This window comes from Microvirga lotononidis, from assembly GCF_034627025.1.
Lineage (GTDB): Bacteria > Pseudomonadota > Alphaproteobacteria > Rhizobiales > Beijerinckiaceae > Microvirga > Microvirga lotononidis.
Genome location: NZ_CP141048.1, coordinates 2,650,181 through 2,662,906, shown reverse-complemented (window position 1 = coordinate 2,662,906; position 12,726 = coordinate 2,650,181). Strand labels below are relative to the sequence as shown.

Genomic DNA, 12,726 nt, shown 5'->3' with positions numbered 1-12,726 from the left:
GCTGTTTCGTGTTTGCTTTCGAGGGTTGAGCCTATGGTCGCCACCTGGGCCGTCATACTGTCCGCGCTGGTCTATCTCTGCTTCCTGTTCACCGTGGCCCATTGGGGCGACAATGGCGGGCGGCGCTTCATACAGGGTCCTGCCCGTTCCACCATCGCGGCCCTTGCCCTCGCGGTCTATTGCACGTCCTGGACCTTCTTCGGATCGGTGGGCTTGGCGAGCCATTCCGGCTTCGACTTCCTGGCGATCTATATCGGCCCGATCCTGGTGATCGGACTGGCCTATCCGCTGGTCGCCCGGATCGTGCGGGTGGCGAAGACGCAGAACATCTCCTCCATCGCCGATTTCGTCGCGGCCCGTTACGGCAAGAGCGAGCGGGTTGCGGCCCTCGTCAGCCTGATCGCGCTTGTCGGCTCCATTCCCTACATCGCCCTGCAGCTGAAAGCCGTCTCGTCCTCGCTCGACGTATTCCTGACGGCCGCCAACGAGACCTTCCTGATGAAGCCTCCCTTCATCGGCGACCTCGCTCTCGTGGTTGCTCTCGTGCTGGCGGGCTTCGCCGTCGCCTTCGGCACCCGCCACACCGACGCGACCGAGCACCAGAACGGCCTCCTGCTGGCGATCTCCCTGGAATCGGTGGTGAAGCTCGTCGCCTTCCTGGTGGTCGGCGGCTACATCACCTTCGTGGTGTTCGACGGCTACGACGCCATCGTGCAGCGCCTCCACGAACAGGGCACCACCGCGGACCTGATGAGCCGGACCTCGGGGTTCGGCAGTTACGTCACGCTCATCCTGCTCTCGAGCTGTGCCGCGCTTCTCCTGCCGCGCCAGTTCCATGTGACGGTGGTCGAGAACCACGACATCGCGGACCTGAAGCGCGCCGCGTGGCTGTTTCCACTTTATCTGGTGCTCATCAACCTTTTCGTGCTCCCGATCGCTCTTGCGGGACTTGCGTCGTTCGCCGAAGGCACCGTCGACCGCGACATGACCCTGCTTGCGCTGCCGCTCGCGGACAAGGCGGGCACCATCGCGGTTCTCGCCTTCCTCGGCGGCTTCTCGGCAGCCACGGCGATGGTCATCGTCGATTCCGTCGCCGTGGCGGTGATGATCTCGAACCATCTCGTCATGCCGATCGTCCTGCGGCGGCGCGCCTTCGCAGGGATCGATCCCGGCAATTTCGTGATCGGCGTGAGGCGCATCTCCATCGTCCTGGTCATCCTCCTCGGCTATGCCTATTACCGGGCCTCCGGCGAAGCGGCGCTCGCGGCCATCGGCCTTCTGTCCTTCGCCGCCATCGCGCAGGTCGCGCCGGCCTTTCTCGGCGGGCTCATCTGGTCCCGCGGCACGGCGCTCGGTGCCAGCATCGGGCTGATCGTCGGCTTTCTCACCTGGGCCTATACGCTTCTCCTTCCCAGCCTCGTCTGGGACGGCGTGTTCTGGTCCGACGTGGTCGTCACCGGCCCCTTCGGCATCACGGCTCTCAAGCCGACGGCCCTGTTCGGGGTCGACCTGCCGCAGCTCACCCATGGCGTCGTCTGGAGTCTGACGCTGAACATTCTCTGCTATATCGGCTTCTCGCTCTGGCGGCCGGTGACGGCGATGGAGCAGATCCAGGCCAATATCTTCCTGGGCGAAGCCGCCGCCTCCGCGACGCCGAGTTTCCGCCTGTTTCGTGCCAGCGTCACCGTCGGCGAGCTGCGCGCCACCGTCGCGCGCTATCTCGGCGAGGAGCGCACGACCCGTTCCTTCGAGGGCTTCACCCATAGCCGAGGACAGAACCTCGAACCCCGCGCCGAAGCCGACGTCCATCTTCTGCGCTATGCGGAACACCTGCTGGCTTCCGCCATCGGCACGGCATCGTCGCGCCTCGCGCTGTCCCTTCTGCTGCGCCGCCGCACCGTGTCGACTGAAGCGGCGCTCAAGCTGCTCGACGACGCCTCCGCGGCCATCCAGCACAGCCGCGACCTTCTCCAGCACGCGCTCAACTATGCCAAGCAGGGCATCACCGTGCTCGACAGCGACTTGCGCCTGCTGGCCTGGAACCAGGCCTTCATCGATCTGTACGACATGCCGCCCAACTTCGTGCATGTGGGCATCAGCATGGAGCGCATCGTTCACTACAACGCCTCGCGCGGATCCTATGGACCAGGCAGGATCGAAGAACTCGTCGAAGCTCGCCTGCACTCCTTCCGCCACGACGTGGAGCCGGTGCGCCTCAAGCTCTATCCGTCCGGCAAGGTCATCGAGATCCGCTCGAACCTGCTGCCCGACGGCGGCCACGTGACGACCTATACGGACGTCACCGAAACCGTTCTGGCGGAAGAGGCGAGCCGCCGCGCGAACGAGACGCTGGAGCAGCGGGTCCGCGAGCGCACCGAGGAATTGACGCGCCTCAACGAGGCCTTGCGAAGCGCGAAGGCCGAGGCCGATGAGGCGAACATTTCCAAGACGCGCTTCCTGGCCGCCGCCTCGCACGACATTCTCCAGCCGCTCAATGCGGCGCGTCTCTACGCGGTCTCCCTCGTGGAGCGGGATCGCGAAGCCGGCGACGGGACGCTGGCCGAGAACATCGACGCCTCGCTCGACGCGGTCGAGGAAATCCTGACCGCCATCCTCGACATCTCGCGCCTCGACACCGGCGCCATGAAGCCGCAATGGTCTAGCTTCCGCATCGACGAATTGTTCCGTCAGCTGCAGCGCGAGTTCGAGCCCGTCGCCCGCAACAAGGGCCTGAAGCTCACCTTCGTGCCCTCGTCCCTGACCGTCCGCTCGGACCGTCGCCTCATGCGGCGCCTGCTCCAGAACCTGATCTCCAACGCGATCAAGTACACGCCATCGGGCCGCGTGATCGTCGGCGGGCGTCGGCGCGGCGGCCATCTCGTGCTGGAGGTGTGGGACACGGGCCTCGGCATTCCGGCCTCGAAGCAGCGCATCGTGTTCCGCGAATTCCAGCGCCTCGACCAGGGCGTGAAGGCCGCGCGGGGCCTAGGGCTCGGGCTCTCCATCGTCGAGCGCATCGGTCGCGTGCTCAAGCACCCGATCACACTGAACTCGGAAGTGGGCACCGGTTCCGTGTTCCGGGTCGAGGTGCCGGTGGTGGCGGCTCTTCCGGCGACGGCGGCCGCGCCCGAGGCGCCGAAACCGGCCGCGACGGTGCTTTCGGGCCTGCGCGTCCTCGTCATCGACAACGAGCCCGCCATCCTCGAGGGCATGCGACTGCTGCTCTCGGGCTGGGGCTGCGATACCTGGACGGCATCCGATCTCGACACGGCGCACCAAGCCCTGAGAACCCACAAGGCTCTGCCCGAGGTCATCATCGCCGATTATCACCTGGACGACACGGACGGGCTCGAGCTCATCAAGGCCCTGCGCTGGAAGACCCAGGTCGATACGCCGGCCGTTCTCGTGACCGCCGACCGCACGCCGGCCGTGCGCGACGCCGCCGCGGCCATGAATATCCACGTGCTCAACAAGCCGCTGAAACCGGCGGCCCTGCGGGCCCTGTTGACGCAGTGGCGCGCAACGCGGGCAGCGGCTGAATAAGCCGACAACGCACGTCGTCACCGGCCTTGTGCCGGTGATCTCGATCGTTTGAAGCGCTGCGTCTCACAAAATCGGGATGGTCGGCACAAGGCCGGCCATGACGTGGCTGGCGCTGACAGCGGGGCGCTTCAACCCACCGTCAACGCCCGGTCCACTGCCGCAACCGCGTGGATCGTCGTCGTGTCGAAGAGGGGCACAGCGCTGTCCTCGTCGGAGACCAGCAGCATGATCTCCGTGCAGCCGAGGATGATGCCCTGCGCGCCACGTTCGATCAGGCGCGCGATGATATCCCGGTAGGCGTGGCGCGATTCCGGCTTGATGACCCCAAGCACGAGTTCCTTGTAGATGATCTCGTGCACGATCCGCCGATCCTCTTCGTCCGGCACGATCACGTCGAGCCCATGACGCTCGTGCAGGCGGCCCTTGTAGAAATCCTGCTCCATCGTGAAAGCGGTTCCGAGAAGGCCGATCCGATTGAATCCGGCAGCCCTGATCCTGTCGGCCGTGGGATCCGCGATGTGAAGCAACGGAAGGCTCACGGCCGATGAAATCGCATTGGCGACCCGGTGCATGGTGTTGGTGCACAGGACGATGAAATCCGCCCCGCCGCGCTCCAGGCGCGATGCTGCCTCCTGCATCGCTTGTGCGAGGCTGTCCCAGTCACCCTCGTGCTGCATCCGCTTGATGTCCTCGAAATCGACGGAATACATCAGGCATTGCGCCGAGCGCACCCCGCCGAGCCGCCGGTTCGCCTCCTGATTGATGATGCGGTAATACTCGGCCGAGCTTTCCCAGCTCATGCCGCCGATAAGTCCGATGGTCTGCATGGCGAGATCAGGGGTTCGGCGTATAGGGCGAGCGCCCGGAGCTCAGCGCGTCGTCGAGAAGTTCGAGCCGGTCCTGGCCCCAGAACACCTCGCCGTCGAGCACATAGGCCGGCGACCCGAAGACGTCGCCCGCGACGGCATTCTCCAGGTTGAGGGCATAGATCGCCTCCGTGGTGCTGCCGGTCACCACGTCCATGAGCGCGGACGAGTCGAGTCCCGCCTGTTCCGCCAGCTCGGACAGGACGAGCGGATCACCCAGGTCCCGCTCCTCCTCCCAGATGGCCGCGAAGGCTCGGCGCAGGAAAGCATCCGGGCTCCTGCCGGAGGCCGTGATCGCAATGACGAAGCGGTCGGCGAGGTTCACGTCGAAGGGCCAGTGCTTCGGATTGATATTGAAGGTCAAGCCACGCTTCTCGCGCCAGCGCTGCAGTTCGACGATCCTATAACGCTGGCGCGCCGGATGACGCTGAGCGAGCGGCAGGCCCCCGGTTTCCGAGAAGACCCGCCCGAGAAAGACAGGCTTGTAATTGACCTCGACCCCGTGCTTCTGCGCGACCTCCATGAAGGGCGCGTGGCCGATATAGGCCCAGGGGCTCACGAGGGAGAAGTAGTAATCGATGGTGCGGGGCATGGGTTCGGTTCGCCGGTAGCTGAAACGGTGCCCCCACCTTGGACCATCAGGCGGCGCTCTTCAACGCCTCTTCGGCCCTGAGGAAAGCCTCGACCTCGGGCGACGCCGCAGGCGCCTTCTCCTGAATGCCGACCTCTTCGAGCAGGCGGCTCATGGGCACGAAGCTCTTCTTGCGGCGGTCGTAGACCCCGGCCCTGACGAGGGCGATGGCGTTGAGGATCGGGCTGCCGTCCCTGGCCGTCGAGACCAGCCGATGCTCCATCACCACATGGCTGTCGGACCAGGTGAGGATACGGGTTTCAAGGGTGAAGGACCGGAAGAGCCTGAGCTCCCGCCTGAACCGGATCTGCCCCGCCGCCACCACGGGCACCCAGCCGTGCCTGAAGATGGGCCGCCACAGACCGGAGCGGATCATGATGTCGGAACGGCCGAGATCCATGAGGGTCCAGTAGCGCCCGTTGTTCATGTGGAGCGAGGTGTCGAGGTCATGCGGCCACACCCGGAAGGCCAGGCGTGACACGTCCCGCACCGGATCGAGCCTCGGCCGGAAGAACGAGGCGACGATCAGCTGAAGGACGCGCAGCCACAGGTTCATGCGAGGCCCATTCCGGTCTGGCGCTGGAACAGGATCAGGTCGAGAGCAGGCGCATCGAGGCCGAAGCCCGTCAACAGGCAATGCACCTGCCCGCGGTGGTGCGTCTGATGATTGAAGAGATGGATCAGGGCCGGCGCGAGGGGCTGCTCGATCTCCGCCGGGTTCGTGATCGTCTTGTAGCGGATGCGGCCTGCGAGATCGGCCTCGGAGAGCCCCTCGATATAGGCGACGATCCGCTCGTCTTCCTTCCGGCGCGCGTCCCGAAGATCATCGAAATTCTCGAACAGGACCGCATCGAGCCGGTTCGGCGCCTCGCCCTGCGCCGTAAAGCGCTTCAGCCAGATCCGGTCCGTGGCGAGGAGGTGGTTCAGGGTGCCGTGGACCGATTTGAAGAAAGCGCCGCGATCCGCGCGGTAGTCGGCGTCGGAAAGCTGCGCGGCGGCATCGTAGACGCGCTCGTTGCACCATGCATTGTAGCCCGCCATCATGGCAAAGTGCGGTTTCATGGAAAGGCTCCTTCAGATCGTCCCGATGTTGAAGCGACACCTTATCGTCATCCCGGCCGAAGCGCAGCGAAGATCCCGGATCGTCGGACGAGAGTAGCGCGGATGTCCCCTCCCCCTTGGGGGGGAGAGGGCCGGTCGCGCCATGTTCTGGAAACGATCCAGCGTATTTGATCAAGCCGCCTTCTTTGCTCCGGCGCGGCCGTAGAACGTGTCGCCGGAGGCGGCCATGTCGAGCAGGATCCTCGGCGGGGCGAAGCGGTCGCCGTGCTTGGCCTGCAGGCTCCGGCACAAGTCCACGAAGGCCTTCGCGCCCATGAAGTCGATGTAGGACAGGGCGCCGCCCGTATAAGGCGCGAAACCGAAGCCCAGGATGGAGCCCACATCCGCCTCGCGCGGATCGGTGATCACCCCCTCCTCGAAGGTGCGCGCGGCCTCCAGGGCCTGCGTGACGAGCAGGCGCTGTTTCAGCTCCTGCATGTCGACCAGTTCGGCCTCCACATGCTTCGCCTGAAGATCCGTCAGGCCCGGCCAGAGGCGCTTCTGCCCGCCTTCCGGATAATCGTAGAAGCCTTTCCGGTTCTTGCGGCCGAGACGGCCTTCCTTCTCCACCAGGGTCGTGAGCAGTTCTTCCTGCTCCGGCACGATGGACGTTTCGCCCAGCTGGGCCTTCGTGGCGCGCAGGATCTTGAGGCCGAGATCGACGCCCACCTCGTCGTTGAGCGAGAGCGGGCCGACCGGCATGCCGGCCTGCTTGCCCGCCTGCTCGATCATGGCCGCAGGCAGCCCCTCGGTGAACATGAGGTGGCCTTCGAGAATATAGGCCAGCACGCAACGGTTCGCGAAGAAGCCGCGGGAATCGTTGACCACGATCGGCGTCTTCTTGATCAGCCGCACATAGTCGAGTGCGGTGGCGAGCGCCTTGTCACCGGTTTCCTTGCCCATGATGATCTCCACCAGCATCATCTTCTCGACGGGCGAGAAGAAATGAATGCCGATGAACTGGTCCGGCCTCTTCGACTGCTTGGCGAGACCGGAGATCGGTAGGGTCGAGGTGTTGGACGCGAAGATGCAATCCGGCCGGATCGCGGCCTCCACCTTTCCGATCACCTCGGCCTTGACCTTGGGGTCCTCGAACACGGCCTCGATGACGAGATCGCAATCGGCGAGATCGCCGTAATCGGCGGACGCCTTGATGCGGGATAACAGCGCATCGCGATCCGCCGTCTTGGCGCGGCCCTTCATGATCTGGTCCGACATGAGCTTGTGCGAATGCGCCTTGCCCTTCTCGGCCGCTTCAATGTCGCGGTCGATGAGCACGACGTTGAGTCCGGCATTGGCCGTGACGTAGGCCACGCTGGCGCCCATGAAGCCTGCGCCGACGACACCCACCTTCTTCAGGCTGGACGGCGGCACGTCCTTGGGGCGACGGGCGCCCTTGTTGAGATCCTGCATGGAGATGAAGAGCGTGCGGATCATCGCCGCCGCTTCCTTCGAGCGCAGGATCTTGGCAAACCAGCGCGATTCCACTTTCAGGGCAAGATCCATCGGCAGCTGCAAACCCTGATACACGGATTCGAGGATCGCGCGGATCGCCGGGTAATTGTCCTGCGTCTCGCGGCGATAGATGGCGTTCGCCGGCGGCCAGATCTGCATGCCGGCCGCGGAATAGACCTTGTTGGAGGGCAGCTTGTAGCCCTTCTGATCCCAGGGGGCGACGGCAGAGCCACCTTGCTTGATCCAGTCCCTTGCCGTCTGAACGATCGCATCACGTGGCGCGACCGCATGAACGAGCCCCATGTTGCGCGCCATGAGCGGACGGATCTGCTCGCCCTTGAACAGCATCTGCAAAGCGTCGCCGGTCTGCATGAGACGTGCCACGCGCTGCGTGCCGCCGGCGCCGGGGAACAGCCCGACCTTCACCTCCGGCAATCCGACGCGGGTGGAATCCACGTCGGAGAGAACCCGGAAGTGGCAGGCGAGCGCCAGCTCGAAGGCGCCGCCGAGACACACGCCATGAACGGCAGCCGCGAAAGGCTTGCCGCTCGTTTCGAGACGGCGATAGAGCAGCGAGAGCTTGCGCGATTCCTCGAAGAAGAACTGCATGGCGGTCTCTTCGCCCTTCTCCTTCGCGAGGCGCCCGTATTCGGCGCCGAGGCCCTGGAGCATGGTCAGGTCCGCGCCGCCGGAGAAAGCCTCCTTGCCCGAGGTGATGACGCAGCCCTTGATCGCTTCGTCGCCAGCGACCTTTTCGATGATCTGCTCCAGCTCGCCCATCACCTCGGGCGTGATCACGTTCATGGAGCGGCCGGGCATGTCCCAGGTCGCAAGCGCAATTCCGTCGGCATCGACCTCGAAGCGGAAATTGGTGACGTTCGTCATGGTATTTCTCCCCTTCCCGCTTTCTCAAACCCGCTCGATGATCGCAGCCGTGCCCATGCCGGCGGCGACGCACAGCGTGATCAGGGCCGTCTGCTTGTTCGTGCGCTCGAGCTCATCGAGCACCGTGCCCAGGATCATGGCGCCGGTGGCGCCGAGCGGATGGCCCATGGCGATGGCGCCGCCGTTCACGTTGACCTTCGCTGGGTCGAGATCCATGGCCTGCATGTAGCGCAGCACTACCGACGAGAAGGCCTCGTTGATCTCGAAGAGATCGATGTCGTCCTTGGTCATGCCGGCCTTGCGCAAGGCGAGTTCCGACACGTCGATGGGGCCGGTGAGCATCAGCGCGAGGTCGGAGCCGATGGAGGCAAAGCCCTTGAGGCGCGCGCGCGGCTTCATGCCCATCTTCTCGCCGCCCTGCTTCGAGCCCACGAGCACGGCCGCCGCACCGTCTACGATGCCCGACGAATTGCCCGCGTGATGCACATGGTTGACGAATTCCACGTCCGGATGAGCCGCGATGGCGACGGCGTCGAAACCGCCCATTTCGCCCATCTGGACGAAGGCGGCTTTCAGCTGGCCGAGCGACTGCATGTCGGTCTGCGGCCGCATGTGCTCGTCCTTCGACAGGATCGTGATGCCGTTGACGTCCTTCACCGGCACGATCGATTTGGCGAACCGCCCTTCGTCCCATGCCTTCGCGGCACGCTTTTGCGACTCGACCGCATAGGCGTCGACGTCATCGCGCGAGAAGCCGTATTTCGTCGCGATCAGATCCGCCGAGATGCCCTGGGGCAGGAAGTAGGTCGGAATGGCAATGCCGGGATCGACCGGCCATGCGCCGCCCGATGCGCCCATGCCGATGCGGCTCATGGATTCGACGCCGCCGCCGATGGCGATGTCCTTCATGCCGGACATGACCTGCGCGGCGGCGAAGTTCACCGCATCCAGGCCCGAGGCGCAGAAGCGGTTGATCTGCACGCCCGGCACCTCCTTGCCGAAGCCTGCCTTCAAAGCGGCCGCACGCGCAATGTCGCCGCCGGCCTCGCCGACGGGATCGACGCAGCCGAGCACCACGTCTTCCACCAGCATCGGATCGATCTCGTTGCGCTTGCGGATCGCGTCGAGCGCCGTCACGGCGAGATCGACCGCCGGAACCTCGTGCAATGACCCATCCGGCTTGCCGCGTCCGCGCGGCGTGCGAACGGCGTCGTAGATATAGGCTTCAGCCATGGCGGCCTCCCAGATTTGTTTCGGCGTCATCCCGGGCAAGCGAAGCGCGGCTCGGGATCGTTGTCAGAATTAGGCACTATACTCGTCATGCGATCCCGGCTCTTCGCTCATGCTCCGGCCGGGATGATATATGTCGGTTAGAAGGCCTCCATCGGCAGCGCCATGGTGGTGTCCGCACCGGCGGAAATGCGCGCGAGGCGCATCCCGGTCTCGGGCATCATGCGCTCCATGAAGAAGCGTCCCGTGAGAAGCTTCGCATCCATCCTGTCGGCGACGCCGTTGCCTTGCGCCTTCTTCGCCTGTGCGGCCTTTGCCATCTTGGCCCACATGTAGCCCAGCACCACGAGGCCGAAGAGGTGCATGTAGTCGGTGGCGCCCGCACCCGCATTGTCGGGCTTCGCCATGGCGTTCTGCATGAACCACATGGTCGCCTGCTGCAGATGGCCGAGCCCCTGCTGCAGGGGAGCGATGTAGGCTTTCAGGGTCTCGTCGCCGGCATTCTCCTGGCAGAAGGCGCCGACCTCGTTGAAGAAGGCCATGACGGCGCGTCCGCCGTCCTTGCCGAGCTTGCGGCCGACGAGATCCATGGCCTGAATGCCGTTGGCGCCCTCGTAGATCATGGCGATGCGGGCATCGCGCACGAACTGCGACATGCCCCATTCCTCGATATAGCCGTGGCCGCCGAACATCTGCTGCGCCTTGACGGCATTGTCGAAGCCGAGATCGGTCAGCACGCCTTTCACCACGGGCGTCATCAGGCCCATGTAATCCTCGGCGGTCTGGCGCTGCGCGTCGTCCGACGAGCGATGCGCGATGTCGCTGTTGAGCCCCGTCCAGACGACGAGCGCGCGTGCCGCCTCATTGAACGCCTTGATCGAGAGAAGCGTGCGGCGCACATCCGGATGCACGATGATCGGATCGGCCGGCTTGTCGGGGAACTTCGCACCCGTGAGCGAGCGGCCCTGCAGGCGATCCTTCGCGTAGGCCACGGCGTTCTGATAGGCGACCTCGGACTGCGACAATCCCTGGACGCCGACCGCGAGCCGCGCCTCGTTCATCATCACGAACATCGCGTTGAGGCCGCGGTTCGCCTCGCCGACGAGCCAGCCCTTGGCGCCATCGTAATTCATCACGCAGGTAGCGTTGCCGTGGATGCCCATCTTGTGCTCGAGGGAGCCGCAGGAGACGCCGTTGCGGTCACCGAGCGAGCCGTCGGCGTTGACGAGGAATTTCGGCACGACGAAGAGCGAGATGCCCTTGGTGCCGGCCGGCGCTCCTTCGATGCGGGCGAGCACCAGATGGACGATGTTCTCCGCCATGTCGTGCTCGCCGGCCGAGATGAAGATCTTGGTGCCGGAGATCGCGTAGGAGCCGTCGCCGTTCGGCACTGCCTTGGACTTGAGCAGGCCGAGATCCGTGCCGCAATGGGGCTCGGTGAGGTTCATGGTGCCGGTCCAGGCCCCCTCCACCATCTTCGGCAGATAAGTCCTCTTCTGCTCCTCGGTCCCGTGCACGAGGAGCGCCGCGATGGCTCCCTGGGTCAGCCCCGGATACATGCCGAGCGCCAGATTCGCCGAGGAGATGAATTCCTGCATGATGGTATTGAGGACGGAGGGAAGCCCCTGCCCGCCATAGTCCTCGGGCGCTGCCAGCCCCATCCAGCCGCCGGCCGCATAGGCATCGTAGGCCGCCTTGAAGCCCTTCGGCGTCGTCACCGATCCGTCCGGATTGCGAGTGCAGCCCTCCTGGTCGCCTGACAGGTTCAGGGGCGCGAACGCCTCCTCGCACAGCTTGGCGCCTTCGCCGAGAATAGCCTCCACCATGTCGGGCGTCGCATCGGCAAAACCGGGAAGATTGTTGTACCGCTCAATCGGGAACACGTCGTTCAGGAGGAACATGACGTCTTCGACGGGGGCCTTGTAGACCGGCATTCGGACTCTCCCAGATCGGTTTCCGGTGCCGAATACCCAAAGGAATTCGCACCGGGCAAAGATATAGTTCACATATAAACTATATCCCCGTTTTGGAAAGAGGTAGGGTGGAATATCTTTGGTGGAAGCGAGGGGTCGAGTTTTCAGCCAAGCTGCGACCCTGGCGCCTCGGAGGCCCGCTGGCTGATGGATGATGGACAGCGCCCTGTCCGCCCCTGTCCCGTCATCATCGGCCTCGCGCCGATGATGACGATCGGGAAAGCGCAGCGCTTCACCGACGCGGGATAGCCGGACAAGCCGGCCGTGACATGGCGGAGCACCCTCAGTCCGGGCGAGGCAGCGCAGACTCACCCCAGACGAACAGTAACGCCCACCCGGCAGCAGGCCTCGACCTGCTCTCGAATGGACGTCTTTGCAGGAAATTGAACCGGGACGGAAACGCTGCCGTTCAGGCGGCGGCCGCGAGACCGGCGCGGCGCGTCTGGAGCTCGGCCAGGGCTTCCTCGATTTCCTTCTTCTGCTGTTCGAGGTGCTGGATCTGGCTCTCGATCTGATCGAGAGAGAGCTTGAGGTTCATGGCCGGACCGCTCCCCGCCCTCTCCTCCGCCACCATGGCGCGGATCTCGGTGAGCGTGAAGCCGAGCTGCTTTCCCTTGAGGATAACGGAAAGACGCTCGCGGTCGCGGGCATCATAGATGCGCGCCGTGCCGTCCCGGCGCGGAGACAGGAGGCCGCGATCCTCGTAGAAGCGCAGGGTCCGCAGCGTTACGCCGAACTCGCGTGCGAGATCGCCGATCGTGTAGAATTTGGCACCCTCTCCGGCCTCGCCGGCATCGGGAGTGACGGTAAACTGATTCATGGAACGTCCCATCGATTGTTATTGTCGGAGGATCCGTGCCTGGCACCTATCCTTTGGTAATGCAATAATAGAACATATTCGCGTCATCTTGCAAGAGTATTGCAACTCGGTTGTTCCGCAGAGGCAAAGGGCGCTCGTCCGGTCTGATGACGCAACGGCAGCCGGCTAAGATCCGGATATCGTTGCCGCTAACTCCTCTTCCCTTAACGAGTTTTTTACTAC

Annotated in this window: 9 protein-coding genes; 1 reads left to right on the top strand and 8 read right to left on the bottom strand. The window is 64.6% G+C overall.

Features of this window, described 5'->3' with window-relative positions:
- The first annotated feature begins 33 nt into the window (after positions 1 to 33).
- Positions 34 to 3,543: a PAS domain-containing hybrid sensor histidine kinase/response regulator gene (locus tag U0023_RS12520; RefSeq protein WP_009491374.1), complete on the top strand. Its 3,510-nt coding sequence runs from the start codon at positions 34 to 36 to the stop codon at positions 3,541 to 3,543.
- 128 nt (positions 3,544 to 3,671) lie between these two features.
- Here U0023_RS12520 and U0023_RS12515 read toward each other — a convergent pair whose 3' ends face one another.
- The 8 genes from U0023_RS12515 to U0023_RS12480 form a co-directional block, all read right to left on the bottom strand.
- Positions 3,672 to 4,370 carry an aspartate/glutamate racemase family protein gene (locus U0023_RS12515; RefSeq protein ID WP_009491376.1) on the bottom strand — a complete coding sequence of 233 codons (699 nt, stop codon included), beginning with the start codon at positions 4,368 to 4,370 and terminating at the stop codon, positions 3,672 to 3,674.
- Between the two features lie 7 nt (positions 4,371 to 4,377).
- Entirely contained in the window at positions 4,378 to 5,001 is a 624-nt protein-coding gene (locus tag U0023_RS12510) for a 2-hydroxychromene-2-carboxylate isomerase (RefSeq protein WP_009491378.1), read from the bottom strand.
- A gap of 46 nt (positions 5,002 to 5,047) precedes the next feature.
- Positions 5,048 to 5,596 (bottom strand): thioesterase family protein, encoded by a 549-nt coding sequence (locus U0023_RS12505; protein ID WP_009491380.1) that lies wholly within the window; start codon positions 5,594 to 5,596, stop codon positions 5,048 to 5,050.
- Complete coding sequence (locus U0023_RS12500) at positions 5,593 to 6,102, bottom strand: DinB family protein (RefSeq protein ID WP_009491382.1); 510 nt, start codon at positions 6,100 to 6,102, stop codon at positions 5,593 to 5,595. The genes U0023_RS12505 and U0023_RS12500 overlap by 4 nt, the downstream gene beginning before the upstream one ends.
- 171 nt (positions 6,103 to 6,273) lie before the next feature.
- Positions 6,274 to 8,481 (bottom strand): FAD-dependent oxidoreductase, encoded by a 2,208-nt coding sequence (locus U0023_RS12495; RefSeq protein WP_009491384.1) that lies wholly within the window; start codon positions 8,479 to 8,481, stop codon positions 6,274 to 6,276.
- Positions 8,482 to 8,505: 24 nt separating this feature from the next.
- On the bottom strand, positions 8,506 to 9,714 hold the full coding sequence (locus tag U0023_RS12490) for an acetyl-CoA C-acetyltransferase (protein WP_009491385.1): 1,209 nt from the start codon (positions 9,712 to 9,714) through the stop codon (positions 8,506 to 8,508).
- A gap of 137 nt (positions 9,715 to 9,851) precedes the next feature.
- Positions 9,852 to 11,645 carry an acyl-CoA dehydrogenase C-terminal domain-containing protein gene (locus U0023_RS12485; protein WP_009491386.1) on the bottom strand — a complete coding sequence of 598 codons (1,794 nt, stop codon included), beginning with the start codon at positions 11,643 to 11,645 and terminating at the stop codon, positions 9,852 to 9,854.
- A gap of 448 nt (positions 11,646 to 12,093) precedes the next feature.
- Entirely contained in the window at positions 12,094 to 12,504 is a 411-nt protein-coding gene (locus U0023_RS12480) for a MerR family transcriptional regulator (protein ID WP_009491387.1), read from the bottom strand.
- Positions 12,505 to 12,726 lie beyond the last annotated feature (222 nt).